General features: G+C 46.9%; 15 protein-coding genes. 3 read left to right on the forward strand and 12 right to left on the reverse strand.

The features are described from left to right. Position 1 precedes the first annotated feature (1 nt). From V1467_RS15995 to V1467_RS16010, 4 genes are all read right to left on the reverse strand, one after another. Entirely contained in the window at positions 2-2,356 is a 2,355-nt protein-coding gene (locus V1467_RS15995; RefSeq protein WP_416305969.1) for a DNA polymerase II, read from the reverse strand. Positions 2,357-2,445: 89 nt separating this feature from the next. Next, positions 2,446-2,916: an HAD family hydrolase gene (locus tag V1467_RS16000; protein WP_416305970.1), complete on the reverse strand. Its 471-nt coding sequence runs from the start codon at positions 2,914-2,916 to the stop codon at positions 2,446-2,448. Further along, complete coding sequence (locus V1467_RS16005) at positions 2,916-3,467, reverse strand: pyridoxamine 5'-phosphate oxidase family protein (protein ID WP_416305971.1); 552 nt, start codon at positions 3,465-3,467, stop codon at positions 2,916-2,918. The genes V1467_RS16000 and V1467_RS16005 overlap by 1 nt, the downstream gene beginning before the upstream one ends. Positions 3,468-3,483: 16 nt before the next feature. Next, on the reverse strand, positions 3,484-5,388 hold the full coding sequence (locus V1467_RS16010) for a diguanylate cyclase (RefSeq protein ID WP_416305972.1): 1,905 nt from the start codon (positions 5,386-5,388) through the stop codon (positions 3,484-3,486). A gap of 255 nt (positions 5,389-5,643) precedes the next feature. Here V1467_RS16010 and V1467_RS16015 point away from each other — a divergent pair, with 255 nt between their 5' ends. After that, a complete protein-coding gene (locus V1467_RS16015; protein WP_416305973.1) occupies positions 5,644-5,970 on the forward strand; it encodes a hypothetical protein in 327 nt (108 codons plus the stop codon). Between the two features lie 14 nt (positions 5,971-5,984). Here the strand turns inward: V1467_RS16015 and V1467_RS16020 are convergent, their stop codons facing one another. From V1467_RS16020 to V1467_RS16055, 8 genes are all read right to left on the reverse strand, one after another. After that, a complete protein-coding gene (locus V1467_RS16020; RefSeq protein ID WP_416305974.1) occupies positions 5,985-7,592 on the reverse strand; it encodes a glycogen synthase in 1,608 nt (535 codons plus the stop codon). Beyond that, entirely contained in the window at positions 7,585-8,853 is a 1,269-nt protein-coding gene (gene glgC / locus V1467_RS16025) for a glucose-1-phosphate adenylyltransferase (RefSeq protein WP_416305975.1), read from the reverse strand. The genes V1467_RS16020 and glgC overlap by 8 nt, the downstream gene beginning before the upstream one ends. A 57-nt stretch (positions 8,854-8,910) precedes the next feature. Then, positions 8,911-11,382 (reverse strand): glycogen/starch/alpha-glucan phosphorylase, encoded by a 2,472-nt coding sequence (locus V1467_RS16030; RefSeq protein WP_416305976.1) that lies wholly within the window; start codon positions 11,380-11,382, stop codon positions 8,911-8,913. Beyond that, positions 11,357-13,486 carry a glycogen debranching protein GlgX gene (gene glgX / locus V1467_RS16035; protein WP_416305977.1) on the reverse strand — a complete coding sequence of 710 codons (2,130 nt, stop codon included), beginning with the start codon at positions 13,484-13,486 and terminating at the stop codon, positions 11,357-11,359. Before glgX ends, V1467_RS16030 begins: the two co-directional genes overlap by 26 nt. Before the next feature lie 3 nt (positions 13,487-13,489). Beyond that, positions 13,490-15,718: a 1,4-alpha-glucan branching protein GlgB gene (gene glgB / locus V1467_RS16040; RefSeq protein ID WP_416305978.1), complete on the reverse strand. Its 2,229-nt coding sequence runs from the start codon at positions 15,716-15,718 to the stop codon at positions 13,490-13,492. 4 nt (positions 15,719-15,722) lie between these two features. Beyond that, positions 15,723-17,927, reverse strand: coding sequence for a 4-alpha-glucanotransferase (malQ, locus tag V1467_RS16045; RefSeq protein WP_416305979.1), 2,205 nt, complete (start codon positions 17,925-17,927; stop codon positions 15,723-15,725). 351 nt (positions 17,928-18,278) lie between these two features. Then, a complete protein-coding gene (locus V1467_RS16050; protein WP_416305980.1) occupies positions 18,279-19,937 on the reverse strand; it encodes a methyl-accepting chemotaxis protein in 1,659 nt (552 codons plus the stop codon). A 29-nt stretch (positions 19,938-19,966) separates the two neighbouring features. After that, a complete protein-coding gene (locus tag V1467_RS16055) occupies positions 19,967-20,701 on the reverse strand; it encodes an outer membrane protein OmpK (protein ID WP_416305981.1) in 735 nt (244 codons plus the stop codon). Positions 20,702-21,216: 515 nt separating this feature from the next. Here V1467_RS16055 and V1467_RS16060 point away from each other — a divergent pair. Beyond that, on the forward strand, positions 21,217-21,345 hold the full coding sequence (locus V1467_RS16060; protein ID WP_416305982.1) for a hypothetical protein: 129 nt from the start codon (positions 21,217-21,219) through the stop codon (positions 21,343-21,345). After that, the gene (locus V1467_RS16065; RefSeq protein WP_416305983.1) at positions 21,335-21,718 is read left to right on the forward strand and encodes a hypothetical protein; all 384 of its coding nucleotides are present in this window, start codon (positions 21,335-21,337) and stop codon (positions 21,716-21,718) included. Before V1467_RS16060 ends, V1467_RS16065 begins: the two co-directional genes overlap by 11 nt.

Here is a 21,718-nt window from a genome sequence, read left to right on the forward strand (position 1 = left end):
GTCAAAACAACCCTAACTGGTCACTGGTCAGTTGTTCAAAATCGAGGCCGATAAAAGGCAGGATGCCTTCGGCCACCGGGCGAATTTGTCGTTCGATATAGTGATCGTAATCAATTGGGCTGGTCAGATATTCCAACGGTTCCGGGCCATTTAAGGTGATCACATAGGATACCCAGCCTTTGTGCTGATATTGTAGCGCTTTACCCTGCTGACGATTTTTTTCGTCAGCCAGTCGTGCCGCTTTAACATGGGGTGGTACGTTTTTAACGTATTTGTCCAGCAGCTGGCGTAAACGCTTGCGGTAAACCAGTGAAGAGTCATAGTGACCGTTGCGAATATCGTCGACTATGGTTCGTAAATAAGCCTGGACATTTTCACCGGCAAACACCATGGCATACAGTTTGGTTTGAAATTGTTTGGCCACCTCTGTCCAGTCGGATCTGACCGTTTCCAGCCCCTTAAACACCAGCTCATCACCCTGCTTACCGGATTTAATCCCGGCATAACGTTTCTTGCTGCCGGTTTCCGAGCCACGGATAGTGGGCATTAAAAAGTGTTTAAAATGGGTTTCAAACTCGATTTCCAGATGACAATCCAATTGAAACTCATCAGCAATTTTTTGTTGCCACTGCTGATTAATATTGTCCTGTAGTTGCTTTCCTATCTGTTGGGCCTGTGATTCGCTTAATTCTCCTTCCAGCCATACAAAAGTCGAATCGGTATCACCGTAAATCACCTGATGTCCCGCCTGCTTAATCCATTGTGCGGTGGTTTGCATAATATCATGCCCCCGCATCGTAATAGAGCTGGCCAAGCGGGTATCATAAAAACGGCAACCTCCCGATCCCAGGACGCCATAAAAGGAATTCATCAAAATCTTGATTGCCTGGGAGCGTGCGGCATCGTTGTTGCGTTTAGCTTCGTCCCGTTGTTGCCAAAGCGAGGTAATAATATCCGGTAAGAAATGTTTATCGCGACTGAACTTGGCTCCACGATATCCCTGAATAGCCTGTTCCGGCGATTTCAACCCTTCAATCAAACCCAGCGGATCAATCTTGAAGGTACGAATGATCGACGGATACAAACTTTTAAAATCCAGCACCAGCACGTTTTTATACAAGCCTGGTCGGGAATCCATTACATAGCCGCCCGGACTGGCCAAGCCGCCATTTTCGGGGCGATTGGGCGAAATATACCCGGCACGGTGCAATTTAGGTAAATACACATTGGTAAACGCCGCAACAGAACCCCCCATTCGATCCAGCTCCAGGCCGGTCAACTGGCTACGCAGGGTTAAAAAATCCAGCAAACGGGTATGCTCGAATATCTCGTTAACCAATACACAGTCCTGCAAGTTGTATTCGGCCAGCTTGACTTTGTTATGCATAAAATCATGAGTGATTTGCGCCAGTCGATTATCCACATCCTCGGTCTGCTTGCCCTTACCTAATAACGTCTGTGCCACAAACTCCAGACTAAAACTGTCAAACTGGTAGGTGGCAGTTTTCAGCGCATCAATTCCATCCACCACCACCCGACCCGGCAGGGTGATATACCCCTGATTCACCTCAGCACGGGCATCGCGCCAACTGGCCAAACTCTGTCCTCGTCCAAGACGCAGGGCTATTCCATGCAATTCCGCCCTTTTTAGTAACAAGCGAAAATCAAAATTCACTACATTCCAGCCCAGAATAATATCCGGGTCCTGCTGCTGGATAACCTCAATCAGTCTGGCCAGCAGCCCGGACTCATCCTTTACCCATTGCAGCCAGTCTGGCCCAGGTTGCGGCTCACCAATCATCAATACAGATTGATAGTCCTGTCCGGCCAGCCCGATGGAATACAGTTCACCTTGTTCACTGCATTCAATGTCCAGTGACAAAATGTTGAATTGCGGTTTGTATGCAGAAGGTTTAAGTCGAGCCTGCTGGTAAACCGAGTAATGTTCCTGTGGTTGAATCTGGCCGGTGAAAACGGCACTGCCGTAGATAAAACGCTCCATCAAAAAGCGATCAGCCAAGCGGATATCATCTTCATAGGTATTCACGCCGGCTGCTCTAAGCAGATCCTTTGCAGCAAAGGCAGACTGGCCGCTATTCAAATACAGCGCGGCCATCTGTTGTTGTTCAAAACTGAACATGGACAAAGGTTTGGCTTCAAAGGGAATTTTCGAGTCGGTGAGATAGCCGCTCACCTTATCCAGCTCGGACTGTTGTACAAAAAACGTAAAACGCTGGGCAGAGGTCACCAGCTTGACCGGCCCGGATTCGGTACTTAACCAGAATTCCAGCCAAGTTTGGCCAGCGCGTTCAACTTGATGGCGGGTTAAAATAAACCCTTCAGTAACCTGTTGCAAAGATGCGAGGATTCCAGAATAACAAAAAGCCTAATGTAACATTAATCGGCTTCGAGCCTGAGGATAAAAATCCGAAAGCCTATTCCTTTTTAGGCACACAAATCGGTAAGTGAACTAATCATCCTAACATTAGAACGGCACTTTCCGGTTCCTTGCGGACAATACCATACTGCCTGCATTCCGGCTTGCAGCGCCGGCAATATATCTCTTTCCCAGCTGTCTCCCACCATACTCAGTCGTGAAGCTGGCTGATCTAAACGATTTATAATCTCAGGCAAGAAAGCCGCCTCACCCTTCGCATAGCCAATATTGGCAGGACAAAAATAGCCGCTGATATAGTCTGCCAAGTCAACTCGCTGTAAGGCTTTTTCAATATCCCGGGCGGATGAGTCAACCGCTCCGGAGGCGACATAAATACGACTTGTCGCGGATAGATAGGCAAGTGTCTGTTTGGCACCTTCAATCACTTTCACATGATCCCAGTCACACATTTTGCCCACAGCCCCCGGGATGTCGACCATCAGGGTATTGCCCCAGTCAAACAGATAAATCCCGCTCATCAACGGCCGCTATCCAGAATATGGCTGGGAAGGCCATCAATGCTGAACTGATTCTTTTTCTCCCAATAATTTTTGATACCGTCTTCACCCTGCTTTTCTGCCCAGTCCTTGAGTTGTTCACGTTCTTCAACGTAGTCAAAAAAAGGCACTGCCATTCCGCAGGAAGTCTGGACCAAATCTACCTGCAAATCGAAAATCTGCCGGGCACCTGGCAGGGGATTAAATAGAGCATATAATGCGTTCCATTCACTGTCGTGCTGATGCACCACCTTTGCCTGACCATACAGGCGCAATATCATCGGTGCGCCTTCAAAGGCGGTAAACATAATGGTCATGCGCGGATTTTCCTGAACATGAGTGGCTGTTTCGTTGCCACTCCCCGTTACGTTTAACCAGACAACTCGATTAGGCCCCAATATTCGTAGCGAATCCATTCCTTTGGGTGAAAGGTTAACGCGGCTTTGTGCTGTGGCAGTTGCAACAAAGAAGATTTTCTGTTGCTGGATAAATTGCTGTAACTGACCGGATATTTCAGTAAATTGTTTGCCCATACTTATCTCTATAACGTTAAACCGGTAATAAATGCTGGCTGGAATTATCAGTAAAGATCTCCACCCTGTTTCGACCATATTGTTTGGCCTGATATAACGCATCGTCGGCCTGCGCCATCAATTCCTCGATAGAGTCCTGTCGCTGATAAACAGATAATCCGCAAGAAACAGATATATTCAGGTCAGGCACATCAATATCTGCCGACATCATTTGCGCGCGCTCTCTTAAATTTGCCAATAAATTTTCTGCCGCAGGCTGCGCGGTATGAGGTAAGGCAATCAAAAACTCTTCACCGCCGATCCGTCCCACAATATCTGTATGGCGGAAGGTTTTTAGGCATAGCAAACCAAACTTCTGCAGCACTTTATCACCGGTAGCGTGGCCAAACTGATCATTGATCTTCTTGAAATAGTCCAGGTCAACAATCACCACGCATAATTCAAAATGATGACGTACTGCCAAGTCAAATTGCAACTGCAACATTTCCAGCGTTTTTCTACGATTCAATAAGCCGGTCAAACCATCCACGTTGGCCAAACGTAGCAATCGCTGTTTGTTTTGCTGGTTACGGTACACCATAATTCCGAGCAAAAAACAGATAAGTAATGAAAAACCAAACATCGCCCATAAACTAATATTCTGTTTCTGTTGGGCTGCCAACGTGAGTTTTTGCAATTCGTTTTGGCGTTCCAGTAACTGGTTTTTTTGCTCTTTCGCTTCCAGTTCATAATGAGACCTTAATTGATGCAATTGCTCGGTACTTTGTTGACTATAGATTGCCTGTTTGACTCTAACCGTTTGTTCTAGCTGCTGATAAGCCTGTTGGTAGTCTCCCGTCAGCGCCGTCAATCGTGCCGCCTGCTCATCCAGAGAAATTTTCTGAATAGGCATGGAAACAGGATCAAGATACTGACGGGCTTTATGCAAATATAAGCTGGCCCGATCCGGCTGGCCCTTTACCAGAGCCAACTCCAGCAGAGTACTGGCAACATCCAGTTGCATATAAGGGTTTTGCGCCCGGTCAAAAATTTTCTGGGCCTCCAGCAATTGTTGCTCTGCGGTATCAAACTGTTTCTCGCTAATATTAATGCCGGCCAATTCTTTAAATGCGTAGGCAACCCCCTGAATATCGTTGACCTGATGAGCCAGCTCAGCTGATCGTTGCAGTTGCGCCTTGCCGAGTTCGGTTTTGCCAATATTCTTGTTTGCTCTACCCAAACCATACAGAGAAATACTCAGTTCCAGCCATTCGTTGTGCTGTTCATGGTAGGCAACCGCTTCTTCAAAATAGGGAATTGAAAGTTGAGCTTCACGCCGGTATTCATAGACCAGCGCCATTGCTCCGGCCACTTGCCCTTTGGAAATACGAGAGCGCGGTTGTGGTGCCAGCTCGTAGGCCTGTTGCAAATCGATTATCGCAGTCGGGTAATCAACCAGACTAATCGCTAGCGCGCCGCGGACATAAAGCGCATCGAGTTGTAATGCATTATCCTGTTGGCTGATTGCCCAATTCAGTGCAGTGCTGGCCAGCTCAATCCCTTTAGCTGGTGAACCTATCGAATCGTAAGCCAGGGCTTCAGCCAAACGTAACTGGTGATAAAGCCAGGGCTGTTCAATACTATCGACAAAAGTTAAACCGGTTTGTGCATGTTGCAACGCTTCATGCGGGTACGTTAAGGCAAAATAGGTTTGACTAAGTAATAAATGAAATTGCGCCTTGTCAATGGCACTTGCATCGTCCGCGACGGATTCGCTGAGTAAACGACTCAAGATCTTGTTGGGATCAACGCTGAGTTGCTGCTGTTCGGCACGATAATGACTGGAAAGTTCCGTGATCCACTCAGACGCTACAGAAAATCTGGCAAAGCCTGTTATGCAGACAAGCATCAAAAGTAGATATAATCGACAGATTTTAATCAAAATACTTCCATAATTGACCAACGCAAACAGTAGCTATATTTTCGTTGCAAACAAGCCAGCACATGCCACAAGATAACTTACAAAATCTTTTAACAAGGGCAATTAAAGCGTAGTTTAACCGCTTTGTTAACAGTTATCTTTTTTAATACATTGACCGATATTTAAACAACCGTTAAGCGGTATGGTACTTGTTATGCTTTACAAGCAACTCAATCACAAGTAAAAACAACAACACCAACATATTTTACAGTTGTTATGAAATTAGTTACTGCTATCCGACATAAATTGCTCGAACTGAAATACAAGCGCAATAAACTGGCTATCATACAATTCGTTCCAGCCGACCAATGTAACCACATCATACAACAATGTCTGGATGACGGCTGGGAAAAGGGCAGAATTTACGCTGGCACCAATAGCTGGAAGGAAGATGGTAAGGTGACGCTCAGCAAAGGATTCAGTACCCTGGATTTTAGCCGTGATGCCAACGGCAAGGGGCAAGTAAGTGGCCCCGATAAAGCCATTTACGGATTGGCCGCCGAATATCAATTAACAGCGTCAGCTGTTCCGCAGCGGCAATAACCGACGCGATCCAGCTACTTACCACTGTATAATTTCTGTACATATAAATTACTAACACCATGCCAATCAAATCGCTGTGCTTTGGCGGTGCGTTTGATTTTCTGCCATTGTGGTGTGGGACGGCATTGCAGAGCATGCTGCAGCATGACTAACAGGTTGTCAGCTTGCTCGGTCAAGTCTTTACCGCCAAATACAAAGCCGCTTTCGCCCTGCTTCACCGTGTCTTTCAAACCGCCAACACCATGTACAAGGCAAGGTTGCCCCTCACGCATTGCCAACATTTGGCTAATACCACAAGGTTCAAAGGAGCTGGCCATCAAAAAAAGATCGCCATAACGATATAAATATTGGGGTAGATCGTCATGATAGCCATGCAAAAACAGAAAATTACTATAGCGGGAGGCAACTTCCCGAAATTCCGCAGCAATATGTTCATCACCACTACCGAGAAAGATAAACAGCGCATTAGTTGCATAAGCGGCCAATTGCTCGAGTATTTTTTCCAGCACTGTTTTGCCATCGGCTTGTCGTTGTCGCAGGATCAGGACTTTCTGATCGGTTAAACGCCCCACCGAAGTGAGCAAAAGCTCACTTTCAGTTATCCCCTGACGACGTAATCTGTTAATCCGGCTCAACGCAATCATATCTACCGCCATGACCTGCGTATGCTTGCCCAACCAGGCAATCAAGGCTGTTTCGGCTTTATCCAATACCAGCGACAGTGGATTAGCAACTTTTTTGGGGGCCGTTTCAGGGTATTCACAGCCGTTTAATATACCGACCAGATTACCGGTGTCGTGTTTGTCGCGTAAATCCTTTTCCAGTCCCTCACCACCAAAAAAACCGTTTTCAGGGTTTGAAGGCAATAACACTTCCCTGGCGTAGCTGGGGGAAACCAGGTGCACCTTGTCACTCAACACAATCCCGGCTCGCATCGGGTTAATGCAAAAAGGGTAGCGCGGATCTGTCACCTGACTGAGTTGCGCTTCTGACATACTGCTAAAAACTTCCGGATACCAGGCAGCCAGCGATGACGCTTCATGACTTAACGGCCTTATTCCCTGCAGAGCCAAATTATGCACGGTAAAAACGCATTTTAACTTTTGCAATGCCTTGAAACGAACATCAAAGGCGCGGAGTAACGCAAACAATCCGGTGTGCCAGTCATGTAAATGCAAGATTTCTGGAGCGGGAATAATATTATCTAGCAGCGCGCATGCTACGCTGATATTAAACAACGCAAATTTGCTAGCATCTTCGGCGAAGGGACGTTCCGTGCTGCCTTGGTTATATATCGCACCGTCATGACCGGCAAACAATCCATGTTCGAACAGATAAATACTGGCCTGCGGTTGAACTGGATGGGGTAATCGATACAGATCAACCCGCTCCTTACGTCCCGCAAACGGGACGCTGATTTGTGCGAATTGTTCCGCGCCGTTCTGACTCGACAATCTGCCGTAGCCCGGCATTGCGACATCAGCAATAACGTTCCTGGCTATCAAGGCATGCGGCAAATCACCTATAACATCTGCGATGCCTCCAACTTTTGCTCCTTTGATTGCGGCGTTTTCGGTCGCCAGCATTAATACCCGTTTAAATTCTGCTTGTCTGTTACTCATAACCTACCGGTAATCCCAACATCTCTCTGGTGACGACCACCACGCCATTTTCAGAAACTCTAAACCCCTTGGCCCGATCCTGATCGTGGTTAAAGCCAATTTCCATTCCTTCCGGAATAATACAACCTCGATCGATAATAGCCTTTTTAATTCTGCAATTGCGTAAAATCACAACATCCGGTAGCACCACGGAATCTTCCAGCAACGAATAGGAACACACCTCAACATTATTGAACAGCAAGCTGTGCCGCACTGTGGCACCTGAAATAATACAACCTCCCGATACAATTGAATCTACCGCCATTCCCCGTCTGTCATCATCATCAAACACAAATTTGGCCGGAGGGGTTTGTTCCTGAAAAGTCCAGATAGGCCATTTGGCGTCATACAGGTTGAGTGCCGGTGTGGGAGAAAGCAACTCCATATTCGCCAACCAGAATGAGTCAAGGGTACCCACATCACGCCAATAAGCTTTGTCATCATTAAATGCACTGGTAAAAGGAAAGGCAAAAACATTATGCTCTTTAATAATGGAAGGTATTATGTCTTTGCCAAAGTCCCGATCCGAACCTTCTTTACTGGCGTCTTTTTTCAGTTGTTCAAATAAAAATTCGGTGTTAAATACATAATTTCCCATTGATGCCAGACAGAATCCGTCTTTGCCCGGAACCGCTTTAGGAAACAACGGTTTTTCTTCAAAGCCAAGAATACGATTAGTTTCGTCCACTTCCATCACACCAAAAGCACCGGCGGCTTCCTGCAAGGGCACTTCCAGACAGGATACCGTCATATCAGCGCCGGACTCGGCATGTGCAGCCAGTAACCCGGCATAATCCATCCGGTACACATGATCACCGGACAGTACCATCACATATTTGGGTAATTCGTGACGGATAATATCGATATTCTGAAACACTGCATCTGCTGTGCCTTGATACCAGTTATCCGAATAGCGCTGGGAAGCTGGTAACACTTCTACCGATTCGCCCAATTCTTTCTTGAAATGTCCCCAGCCGCGCATCACATGACGGATAAGTGAATGCGATTTATACTGCGTCACTACCCCAACTCGTCTTATTCCGGAATTAATACAGTTCGATAACGGGAAATCAATAATCCGGAACTTGCCACCAAAATACAACGCGGGTTTGGCCCGCCATTCTGTCAGTTCATATAATCGAGTACCTTTGCCTCCGGCCAAAATAAGCGCATAGGTATCTCGGGTCAGATTACTGATATAACGGGGACTGGATTTAGACATAAATTGACACTCCTGTGTAGCAAAGACGAATTAACCAGATTTCAACGAGGGCGAACATTACACTCTCCATATTTCATCACGATAACCGGCGATGGTGACGTCACTGGAGAAACGCCCACTGGCAGCGGTATTTCGAATGCTCATCTGGGTCCAGTATTTCTGATCCTGATAAGCTAAGCCTACTTTTTGCTGTACCGCACAATAATCATCAAAATCTGCCGCTGTCATCCACTGGTCATACGGGCTTAAAATGGCATTGATGATATGTTCGAAGATACCTGGCTCAATCAAGTTAAAATGGCCACTGGTCAACAACTCCATCACGGCAGAAAGCGCCGGTGAAGCACTGACAATATCTGCAGGCCGATAATTCTGCCGGGTCTGTGCAACCTGCTCGGCATTCAGTCCAAACAGAAAGAAATTATCCTCACCGACTTCCTCAAGCATTTCAATATTGGCACCGTCCAAGGTACCTATGGTCAAGGCGCCATTCATCATAAATTTCATATTGCCAGTACCCGAGGCTTCTTTACCTGCGGTGGAAATTTGTTCGGACAAGTCAGTACCGGGACAAATCTTTTCCATCGCGCTCACGTTGTAGTTGGGCAAAAATGCAAAACGCAAGAAAGGTCTGACTAGCGGATCAGAATTCACCATATGGGCAACATTATTAGCCAGTTTGATGATCGTTTTAGCCATCGCATAACCTGGAGCAGCCTTACCCCCTATCAGTACACAACGTGGCACCATATTTTGGGTATCACCTTGCAGAATCCGGTGATAGAGATGGATAACATGTAAAATGTTCAATAACTGACGTTTATATTCGTGGATCCGTTTCACCTGTACGTCAAACATCATCGCCGGATCAAAATCGACGCCGCACTGCTGTTTGACCATAGCGGCCAATTCCTGTTTATTCGCCTGTTTAACCTCTTGCCATTGTTTAACGAATGTCTTGTTATCGACACAACCCTCAATCTTTCTGAGTTGACTTAAATCCGTTACCCATCCCTCACCCAACTGCTTGGTTAACAATGCAGACAAGCGGGGATTGCAGTAAGCTAACCATCGTCTAGGCGTAACGCCATTGGTTTTGTTGTTAAACTTCTCTGGCCATAGCTGGTAAAAATCTTTAAACAGGCCCGATTTGAGCAATTGAGTATGTAACCCCGCCACGCCATTGACCGAAAAGCTGGCAACAATGGCCAGATAGGCCATACGAATATGCGGATCGTGTCCTTCCTCAATAATCGACATTTCAGCCAATTTCTGACTGTTTCCCGGCCACTGATGTGCCACCGCATCCATATAGCGGGCATTGATCTCGTAAATAATGTCCAGAATTCTGGGCAGCATATAGCTGAACATTCGAACCGACCAACGTTCCAGCGCTTCAGGCAACAGGGTGTGATTGGTGTAAGCCATGGTGCTAGTAGTGATTGCCCAGGCTTCATCCCATTCCAGCAGATATTCATCAATCAGCAAACGCATCAGTTCAGGTACGGCAATACTAGGATGTGTGTCATTTAGCTGAATCGCGTTTTTAACCCCGAACTGGCTAAAATCGGTACCGAATTTCTTCACCCAGGTGCGCAATAAATCTTGTAAGCTGGCCGATGACAGAAAATATTGCTGACGCAAACGCAGCTCCTTGCCGTTTTCGCTCGAGTCATTCGGATACAACACCATGGTAATCTGTTCTGCCAGATTCTTGCGCGCCACTGCTTCGGCATAATCACCCTGGTTAAATTCATCCAGGTCAAACTCGTCGGTCGCTTCAGACTTCCACAACCGTAATGTATTAACTCGCTGATTTTTATAACCGGGAATTGGCATATCGTAAGCCACTGCCAGTACATCATGCGTATCCACCCAACAAACATGGCGTCTACCATTTCTATCCACGTAGGATTCAGTGCGACCAAAGAAAGGTACAGTAACATTATGCACCGGCACTCTGACTTCCCAGGGATTACCGGAGCGCAACCATTTATCCGGACTTTCCTGTTGATAACCGTCGACGATTTTTTGTACAAACATGCCGTATTCGTAACGAATACCATAACCGGTAACCGCCAGATCCATGCTGGCACAGCTATCCAGAAAACAGGCTGCAAGCCGTCCTAAACCGCCATTGCCTAAACCGGCGTCATGCTCCTGTTCCTGTACTTCTTCCAGTGTCACCGAATATTCCTTTAATGCTTGTCGACACTCGTCGCTTAAATCCAGACTGAGCAAGGCATTGCCCAAAGCCCTGCCCATCAAAAATTCCAGTGATAGATACGCCACCTGCTTCTTGTCGAACTGGGCATCCTGGCTACGGGTATCGCGCCAGGCCTCCAGCATCTGTTCTTTGACGCTTAGTGCCAAAGAATAAAATACTGCAGTAGACGCATCATCATCACGACTTAACCAGTAACGAATATGCCTTGAGAAAGCCATCCCCAAGCTGTCGCATGGCTCGCAATAGGCCGCGGCATTCTCGGCTAACTCTTTAGTGCTACTTTTGCTGACTTTGTTGGCCATTTTCCGACTCCTCACAAATATAGGCATGAAACAGCATCAGACTGCGATCTTGAAGCTGGAAAGTTTGTGTTATTGAAAAATTATCATCTAAGGTTGAATTGTCCTGGGTGTGCAACAAGCATTGCCACTTAACCACCCCGGTCACATCCGGAAATGTGAATGTTTGCGTCTGATCATCGGCATTTAGTGTCAGCAATAACGCTTGTTTACTGTTTGGTGTCTCTTGTCTACCTTCCAAATCTCCAATCAGCATTAACGCCAAGGTCCGGGTTTGTCCTTCACTCCAAAGAGACTTACTCATTACTTCACCCTGACGACTAAACCAGAACAAGCCAGGATCCTGACGGTTTTCAGGCTGATGGATAAAATCCGTGTGACGTAACAGCGCAAAACGTTGACGTAACGCGATCAATTGGCGGGTAAACTCGAATAATGATGTGGCATCTTCGACCTGACTCCAGTCTCGCCAGCTCAGCGGATTATCCTGGCAATAGGCGTTATTGTTGCCTTGCTGGCTACTACCAATTTCGTCACCGGCCAGCAGCATCGGCACACCTTGCGATAATATCAGGGTGGTCAGCAGGTTCTTGCGTTGTCGAATACGTACCGCCCGAATGGCAGGGTCTGTTGTCAGACCTTCCACACCATAGTTATAACTGAAGTTTTCCTGATGACCGTCGCGACTATTTTCGCCATTCATTTCATTATGGCGTTCGTTAAAGCTGACCAGATCACGCAAGGTAAAACCGTCATGGCTGGTAATAAAATTGATACTGGCAGCAGGACTGCGCCCGGAATGCTCAAAGTAGTCGCCGGAGCCGTGAAAACGGCGGGCGAACTCTGCCAACATACCGCTATCCCCGCGCCAGAAACGGCGCATGGTATCCCGATAACGGTCATTCCATTCGCTCCACGCCACCGGGAAATTACCCAATTGATAGCCACCAGGCCCAATATCCCAGGGTTCGGCTATCAGTTTAACCTTGCACAATACCGGATCCTGGGCAATGGCATCGAGAAAGCCTGCACCCCGGTCAAATCCGTAGGACTCCCGTCCCAGACAACTGGCCAAATCGAAGCGGAATCCGTCCACCCCCATCACTTCCACCCAGTAACGTAATGAATCCATCACCAGTTGTAACACCCGAGGATGGGTGATATTTAGCGTGTTTCCGCACCCGGTATCGTTAATATAAAAACGCTGATCGTTGGGATGCAGCCGGTAATAGCTGGCATTATCGATACCGCGAAAACTGTAGGTAGGGCCCAGGTGATTCCCCTCGGCACTGTGGTTATAAACCACATCGAGTACTACCTCGATATCGGCGGCGTGTAAGGTATCGACCATGTGTCGAAATTCGAAAATATCCTGACCGGATAAATACGCCGGATGCGGAGCAAAAAAGCCCAGACTATTGTATCCCCAATAGTTGGTCAGATTTTTGGCCTGTAAAAAAGGCTCATCAAAAAATGCCTGCACTGGCATCAATTCAACACAGTTGATCCCCAGGTTCTTGAGGTAACCAATCACCTGATCGTCCGCCATGCCCGCAAAAGTTCCGCGGATGTCCTCGGACAGTGAAGGATGTTTAATGGTAAAGCCCTTTACGTGCATTTCGTAAATAATGCTGTCACTCAGTGGGCGAGACGGACAACGCTGCGAGCGGTTTTTGTCGCGTAAATCAACCACTTTACACTTGGGTAAACAGCCAGCATTGTCGCGCTTGTCAAAAGACAGGTCTTCTTCTTTGCTGGACGGGTCGTAACCGTAGTGGCGGTCATCCGGGACGAACTGGCCCACCAGTTGCCTGGCATAAGGATCGAGTAACAGCTTATTGGGATTAAATCGATGACCCAAATGGGGTTGATAGGGTCCGTTTATCCGATAACCATAAAGTTGACCAGCTTGTATCCCTTCAACAAACCCATGCCAGATATGCTGGGTTTTATGAATCAGCGGATACTGGGCAATTTCCTGCTCGCCTTGTGGATCAAACAGGCACAACGTCACCCCTGTTGCATTGGCAGAGAACAGCGAAAAGTTCACACCGCCGTCTTCAACCGTCCCACCCAATGGAAAAGGATAACCGCGCAATACAGACATAGGTTACCTCCCCTCCGCCAGGGCGGACTCTGGTAGCAATACCACACAGCCAAGAGGAGGAACGGTTACCAGACAGCTAAACGGCATATTCTGGTAAGCTGTCGAACTCACATGCAGCTTGCCGCTATTGCCAACATTACTGCCACCGTAATACTCGCTGTCGCTATTGAGCACCTCCACATAATGCTGGTTATGTGGAACACCGATACGGAACTGCTGATGCACTTCAGGGGTCATGTTAACCACAAAAATAGCATGTTGATCCCTGTTATTGGCGTAGCGGATAAAAACAAACACACTGAGGTCGGCGTTGTCACAATCCAGCCAGGCAAAACCGCCGGGGGAATGATCAGATTCAAATAGCGCCGGAAGACCAACATATAACAGGTTCAAATCCTTGATCCATTGCTGTACGCCCTGATGTGAACCGTACTGGAGCAGATGCCAGTCGAGACTCCGGTCATGACACCATTCATCGCGCTGGGCAAATTCGTTGCCCATAAACAGTAATTTCTTGCCCGGATGCCCCCACATAAAGCCCAGATAGCAGCGCAACGTTGCAAACTTCTGCCAGTCGTCACCGGGGATCTTGTGCAGTAATGATCCCTTACCGTGCACCACTTCATCATGGCTTAAAGACAAAATAAACTGCTCGGTATAGCCATAAACCAGGCTGAAGGTTAATTCGTGATGATGATATCGACGGTGAATCGGATCCCGTTTCAAATAACTCAGACTGTCATTCATCCAGCCCATATTCCATTTAAATCCGAAGCCCAAGCCATTATTATCCACCCGCCCGGTTACCCCCGGCCAGGCGGTAGATTCTTCCGCGACCATGCAAATGCCGGGATGACTCTGATACATTCTGCAGTTTAGATCTTTAAGAAAATCAATTGCCTGCAAGTTCTCCCTGCCACCATAAATATTGGGCAACCATTGATCCGGCTGACGACTATAGTCCAGATATAACATCGACGACACGGCATCCAGCCGCAAACCGTCGAAATGAAATTCGCGCAACCAGTAGCAAGCGTTGCTGAGCAAAAAGCTGCGCACTTCACCGCGACCATAATTGTAGATGAGGGTGTTCCAGTCAGGATGGGTGCCTAAACGCGGATCGGCATGTTCATATAAGTGAGTTCCGTCAAACTGGGTGAGTCCGTGTGGATCGGTAGGAAAGTGGGCGGGCACCCAGTCAAGTAACACGGCAATATTGGCCTGATGACAGGCATCGATAAATTGCTTTAATCCCCTCGTATCACCCAGACGGTAGGTGGGAGAGAACATCCCCACAGGCTGATATCCCCATGAACCGTCAAATGGATATTCACTGATGGGCATCAGTTGCAGATGGGTGAAGCCCATTTCCAGCACATAAGGTAATAGTTGTTCAGTTAAATCCTGATAGTTCAGGTAGGCTTCGCCCTGCCATCCTTTACGTCGCCAGGACGGCAAATGCACCTCATAAATAGACATAGGTTCAGCATGCCAATGACGGGACGCACGATCAGACAACCAGTGCTGATCCTGCCAGATATAATCATCTTTATCCGGGATTAATGAGGCATTGTGCGGCGAGCATTGCATCCTTGTGGCGTAGGGATCGGCTTTTTGCAGATAATCGCCGGATTGGGTAACAATCTCGAATTTATAATGCTGCCCCGCTTGCACATCAGGCAAAAAGATTTCCCAAACTCCGTTGGAGGGATGTAAGCGCATAATATGCCGGTTACCGTCCCAAAAATTAAAATCCCCCTTAACAGATACCCTTTTGGCATTAGGTGCCCAAACACAAAAATTAACCCCGCGGATGCCGTCATTCTCCCCCCAGTTGGCGCCTAAAAAACGATCTGCCTGCTGCTGCCGCCCTTCGCCAAACAGATATAAATCATCATCATTAAGTAGCGAGCTAAATTGATAGGGGTCAACTATTTCGACCTTGCCATGCGGATACTGAACGCTGAGTTTGTAACGAAAGCGTTTTACTCGACGTCCCATTTTTGCTGCGAACAAGCCCCGGGGATCAATACACTGCAAACTGGCTACCTTGCGATTATCTTTATAATCAAGCACATCCACTTTAACTGCATCAGGCAGATAACAGCGTACTTGTAAAGACTTGTCCTGCATCTGGTGCATCCCCAACAGGGCAAACACATCCACATATTCCCCACTAAACAGGGCATCCAGCTGGTGCAGATCGACGATCACCATTTGTTCTTTCGACATACTGTTATCCATAGCGCTTATCCATACCCTGGGTGTGTCCAGACAGATTGTCACCCTGTCGTGTTTCAGTTGTGGTCCTGCCGTTAATCTCACGCTTGGGACGTTGTTTGGCAATCTCAGCCAGAATCGTACTAATCACTTTATTCCTGGCACAATCTTTAATCGTAGCCGGATGACGACGACGCCAGTTTGGATACTCTTTCCAGGTACCGGGAATATTAACCGGATGCTTATCACCCATCAGATCGCTTAGCGGGATGCTGAATAACCTGGCACTGCCGCTGGCGACAACCGAAACCAATGCAGGTAACAATCTGTCGAAAGGGATATCTTCCATGCAGGTACCGGCTTCCAATTTTCCCTGTTGCACCAGCAACTCAACAACTTGGTGCTTTTCATTCCGCCGCTCAGCATGGGCTTCATCCAGCTCCTGCTGACTGCCAAACAAGCCCAGTTGATGCCTTAAATCCAGATCAAAACCACTCCACCAGGCTGTCAGGGTAGGTACATCGTGATTGGTCAGCATCATCATATTCTGGTTTTTATAATGCTCCGGTGATTTAAAGCCTCGGTCGTCTTTGCAAAAGTAAAACAGTTCATTGGAAATAATCCCCGCGTCATATAAACGCGATACGATTTCCGGCGGCACCACGCCTAAGTCCTCACCAATTAACAAGCAATGAGCACGATGGCTCTCCAGACACAAAATCGCCAATAACGTATCAAAGGGATAATAGACATAGGCTCCGTTACCTAGTGCGTCATCTCTGGGCCACCACCACAAGCGCATCAGCGACATAATATGGTCCATTCTTAATGCACCACAGTGACTCATATTGGTCCGGATCAATTGGATAAAATGTTGATAGTTGTGCTGTTTCAGTTTGACCGGGTCCAATGGCGCCAGTTGCCAGTTTTGTCCCTGTGGCGCAAAAGGATCCGGCGGAGCGCCAATACTGGCCTGCAAACAAAACTGTTCCGCATTGGCAGACACTTCTTCTCCTTCGGATACCGCGCCGACAGCTAAATCACGGATCAGGCCAATCTGCATGCCTCGTTTCCTGGCATTTTCCTGACATTGCTGTAATTGTGTTTCAGCGATAAATTGCAGATATAAGTAGAATTCCACCGGCTGGCGTAACGCCTGCGGGGCATTGGCGGCTTCATTCGCCGCAAATTGCTGTAACGGACTACCATGACGCTTCACAAACTGGTGAAACAGTTTATTGCGTGCAGTGTTGTTATTGAGATGCCGTGACTCGAAGATTTTGAATAGCTCAATCAATGCCAGATATTTGCCCTGATAGATCGCCGCATAATCCAGCCAGTTATCTGCATCATCTGCCCGGCTAGATAAGGCTTCATCGGTCGGCAATGAATTAATTGGCAGGGCTTTATATTCAGCCACTTTCTCAATCTGGATATAAAGTGGGTTAAGTCTGCGCCGGTCACAGGGACTGTAAGGACTGGCATTATCCGGCTCTGCTATATTGAGCGCATGCAGCGGGTTAACCAAGATAAAATCAGCACCGGCTTTGGCGACCCAGTTGATGACGTCATTCAAATCACCCAAATCGCCGATCTGCCAGGGTGATTTGCTACGTAATGCATAGAGTTGAATATTCAGGCCCCAACAAGGTTGGGCCGCTCTGTCAGCCTCCTCAGTCTGGAAAGCACGACGAGGGGCAATCATCCAGTTTCCCTGACTGGTTGTTAGTTGCTCTGCACTAAAACTGGCTTCAATCTGGTGATAGCCCATCCCCAGCTGCGCATATTCGGTTTCATTCAGTTGCTCGTACAGTGAAAACTGATAATGACAATAACTCCGCTCTCCAATCCGGTAATCTCCCACCTGCTGCAATTGCTCCACGCGCGGTCGAACTTGTAACGCCACACCTTGTTCTGTTGTTATACACACACATATTTCGGTGTGTAGGTCGGCTGGCAAATACAGACTAATACGCAGATCATCCGCATAGCACCATTGAAAGGCTGGCAGTGGAACTTTCCAGGGGGCCGCATCCAGTTGATAAATGCTTGTGTCGATAAATTCTTGACTAAAAAGGGAATCAGGTTGTTCTACTTGATCGGCACACATGGTTTGCAGTATGCCTTTGCGATCATCATCCGGGATCACCACAGTATTTCCGAAACAATCGATAAACTCGGCTCCTATTCCCTGTAAGTAAAATAACTTGTCTAATCCCATAACGATTAACTCCGGAGCCAATAACCAATACCAGTGACACTAAGTATGAGTATCTGCAGTAACTATGCCAGCTGAAAATAAAAGATTTACGACAAAAACGAGTCGTTGTGATGACAGTACAGGTCTTGAACGCTGAAGGTTACAGATGAGGGCTAACTGTTTATAAATTATAGTAGAAAACAGAACTGCACACTTTTTGTGCAGTCGATAAGACAATTTGTATTGAGCAGGTGCATCAATAATGAATAACCCAGCCAACAAACGATGTATAGCGCAAGCAACATACAGGAGAATCAGCCTGCGATGGTTTTCGCCGGATAAGGCAAGCTGACGACTTATTCGATACCCATATCAAGTTTTATATTGTCCGACTAAACCGTCCAGCTCCGCTGCCAATTTATTCAGATCTTCGGAAATTCCCCGAGCAACTTCGGTACCATTGGCGGTTTCTTCGGCGATACTGACAATAGTATGCAGATTTTCATTAATAGACTCGGAGACCGATGTCTGTTCTTCTGCTGCCGTGGCAATTTGGCTGTTCATATCATTGATGGTCATTACCGCCTGATGGATTTCCTTAAGCGCAGTATCCACCTCCCGGGTATGGGTAACAGTTTCCTCACTACCTTCACGAATAGAACCGATCGCCTCGACAGCTTCTTTAGAACCGTTTTGTAAACGAGCGATCATTTGGTTTATTTCACCAGTACTGGAAGCTGTTTTAGCCGCCAGGGAGCGCACTTCATCTGCCACTACAGCAAAACCACGACCTTGTTCACCGGCACGGGCTGCTTCAATTGCCGCATTCAATGCCAGTAAGTTAGTCTGTTCGGCAATACCGCTAATCACTTCCAGCACACCACCAATATTTTTTGATTCTTCACCGACTCGAGAAATAACCTCGACCCCGGCATTCACTTTTTGCTCCAGCCCAGAAATTACCGAAATAGCCCCATCCAGTCGCTTGGCAGCGCCGTCAACCTGTTTTTCTACTTCAGCGGTTTCATGGGCCGCATTACCGGCACTGGTCGCCACTTCCTGGGCAGCGGCAGACATCTCGTTCATCGCCACTGCAACCATGTCACCTTCAACATGCTGACGTTTAACCCCATCTTCGGTTTGACTCATTAGCTGAGTCAATTCCTCACTGGAATTAGCCATAGTAGTAATCGAATGACGCACATTATTGACCAAGTCCGCCACCTTTTGGGCGAAAGTATTAAAGGCTCTGGCTAGCGCCTGGATCTCGTCGGCTGCGTCTTCATCCAGTCGACGGCTCAAATCACCTTCACCGCTGGCAATATCCTGCATGGCTTCCACTGCCCCATTTATAGGCTTGAGAATACTGGCTGAAAGTACCACGCCCAACCCCAATGCGACTGCCAGTAAAATAATGGCGATAATAACCGTTGTGATTACGCTTTTATTGGTACTGGATTGCAGCTTTTCGTCCAGCTCGGCGAGATTCTGTTCCAAATCATCGATATAAAAACCGGTGGCAATCACCCAGTCCTTACCCGGATACATGATCGCCTTGGCCATTTTAGGACTGGGCACTGAAGAACCGGCTTTTGGCCAATTATATTCAACATAACCGCCTCCCTTGCGCGCCGCTGTGATGTATTCCTGCACCAGGTGTCGCCCTTCAGGCGAACGGCTGTTATAAAAGTTTTTCCCTTCACGCTCAACATTGTCGGCACTCACAATCTGCACACCGGAGGTGTCATACACGAAGAAATAATTCTTACCGCCTTCATAGCGGATGGTACGCAGAATATCTTTCAATTCAGTTTCATTTTTAGCCACTGAGCCTGCCGTCACCGCCATATGCAACAACTCATCCAGTTGCGTACGCTTAGCCTGATAAAGCGACTGTTTCTGTTGCTCAAGACTGTTGGTAACGATGCTCGACGCATTGCTGACAGCCAGAATAGTCATCACGATTGCCAGCAATAGTGTGGGCACTGCGGCTAACAATAAAATACGAAACTTAATCGACAGATTATTCATCCATACATCCTTTTAATAAGGGGATTAGGTTAAAAATGCCACTTAACCAGCAAGTTGACATTGGATTCATGGGTATCGAACTGTGCACTGTTAGCAATACCGTATTTATTACGCCAAAAAACATACTCGATGCCAAAATATAATGGGCTGGATAATCCCAGCCATTTGCTGGCTGACCACTTCAGTTGGGATGTCCAGTTAAGGGAACTACGTTGATCGTCGGTGCTGTTAAACCAGTCAATAAAACCGTCATAACGGAAGGGTTGCCCCGCCAGTTCAAAAGGTAACGCCCAGGCGCTGGTCACTTGCCAGTTATCTGCATTGTTGTCGTTATGACGGCGATAAAAATTCATTTGTACAAACTGGAATTGAGGAATATTCAGATCCAGCCCGATCCCGTATAAAAATTCGGTCGATACACTGGACATTTCGACGGTACTGGCGATTAGAACGTCTTTAATAAATGCGTTAGAGATACAACTAATCCCGGTTTTGCATAAACTCAATCTGGGCGACCATTCGGCATAATTGGAACGGTCACCATCACTGGAGCGCAGATGGTCGAGGAACATAAAGCTGTCTCCCCAGTTTGTGCCAGCCACATGCTCAAGAGTTATCACCTGGCGATCCGGATCACCAATTTCATAGTGGTGACCCGATAGATAAGTCACACTAAAATCCTGCCAAAGCACTTCTGCCCAGAGTGTTTTTGATGTCATCAATAACAGCAAATAAAATCCAGTCGACATTATTTTTTTAAACATTATCTGCACACCTGTGGTAATTCGTAGCAAACAACCGAGTTAAAACAGTCAATTAGTCTGAACATTGCTGGTATTTCCGCAAAACAAGTTTTAACTGTATCGGCAGTTTACTGAGGTAAGTGAGTTTAATACTAGGAATATTTAAAAAAATATCCACTTATCACTTTGATTTAGTTGAAATTATATTGATTTATCTGATTTAGAGGGGTGGTCATTCAACGTATAGTGCAGGCCGTTAACGGCATGTATGATAATCTTAATTCGGGATAAGCCGCGCCTCTCGACAACGCTCTTTTTGCGCCTGGCGGCGTTGGGTTTTCTAGCAATAGCCAGCTATTGCGGTCGAAAACCTGCCTTGCTACCCACAAAAATTTCGTCACCGAGTGAATATAAGATAGGGTGCAAGCAGAATGGTTATGATAAATAATGGAAATAATTCAATTATTGAAATTACAACGACACGTCTTATCCCGAACTCAGGTTATGATAGTAAAAAAGCGCACAAAGAACAGACTATGTCAAAAACTAACCTGTATCGCACGGTGGTAGTGCTCTTTATGTTGGGCAATATCGAGCTTGGCGTTCCTGACGGTAAATTCACTTCATTCAGTGGGATCAATAACAGGACGAACGATGTGCAATAACGATATCCCTCAAACCTTCTTTGACATGTTGCCAATTCCTATTGCCATTACCAAAGAATTGCCCAACGACCTGAATTTTCCTCTGGTATTTCTCAATCAGGCTTTTACTCTGGTTATCGGTTGGGACTTAACTGATATCCCGGATAAAAATACCTGGTGGAAAACCGTCTACCCCGATAAAGATTATGCCAAAGTCGTCGAAAGACAATGGGAACTGGCAGTATTATCCGCTCAGGAAACAGGCGAAGGTTTTATCTCTATCGATGTCAATCTGCAAACTAAATACCATGGTGTTAAACGTTTTAAAGTCTATACCCAAATAGATAGCGTGCTTATGCCGGGATATTATGTTGTCGCGTTCCAGGCATTATAA

The sequence above is a fragment of the Neptunicella plasticusilytica genome, assembly GCF_047922965.1.
Lineage (GTDB): Bacteria > Pseudomonadota > Gammaproteobacteria > Enterobacterales > Alteromonadaceae > Neptunicella > Neptunicella plasticusilytica.

Coding starts and splice junctions, on each gene's coding strand:
- glgX (WP_416305977.1), bottom strand. CDS start 13,486: ATGTCTGTATTGCGCGGTTATCCTTTTCCATTGGGTGGGACGGTTGAA.
- glgC (WP_416305975.1), bottom strand. CDS start 8,853: ATGTCTAAATCCAGTCCCCGTTATATCAGTAATCTGACCCGAGATACC.
- V1467_RS16065 (WP_416305983.1), top strand. CDS start 21,335: ATGTGCAATAACGATATCCCTCAAACCTTCTTTGACATGTTGCCAATT.
- V1467_RS16015 (WP_416305973.1), top strand. CDS start 5,644: ATGAAATTAGTTACTGCTATCCGACATAAATTGCTCGAACTGAAATAC.
- glgB (WP_416305978.1), bottom strand. CDS start 15,718: ATGTCGAAAGAACAAATGGTGATCGTCGATCTGCACCAGCTGGATGCC.
- V1467_RS16000 (WP_416305970.1), bottom strand. CDS start 2,916: ATGAGCGGGATTTATCTGTTTGACTGGGGCAATACCCTGATGGTCGAC.
- V1467_RS16050 (WP_416305980.1), bottom strand. CDS start 19,937: ATGAATAATCTGTCGATTAAGTTTCGTATTTTATTGTTAGCCGCAGTG.
- V1467_RS16055 (WP_416305981.1), bottom strand. CDS start 20,701: ATGTTTAAAAAAATAATGTCGACTGGATTTTATTTGCTGTTATTGATG.
- V1467_RS16030 (WP_416305976.1), bottom strand. CDS start 11,382: ATGGCCAACAAAGTCAGCAAAAGTAGCACTAAAGAGTTAGCCGAGAAT.
- V1467_RS16020 (WP_416305974.1), bottom strand. CDS start 7,592: ATGAGTAACAGACAAGCAGAATTTAAACGGGTATTAATGCTGGCGACC.
- malQ (WP_416305979.1), bottom strand. CDS start 17,927: ATGGGATTAGACAAGTTATTTTACTTACAGGGAATAGGAGCCGAGTTT.
- V1467_RS16005 (WP_416305971.1), bottom strand. CDS start 3,467: ATGGGCAAACAATTTACTGAAATATCCGGTCAGTTACAGCAATTTATC.
- V1467_RS16060 (WP_416305982.1), top strand. CDS start 21,217: ATGTCAAAAACTAACCTGTATCGCACGGTGGTAGTGCTCTTTATGTTG.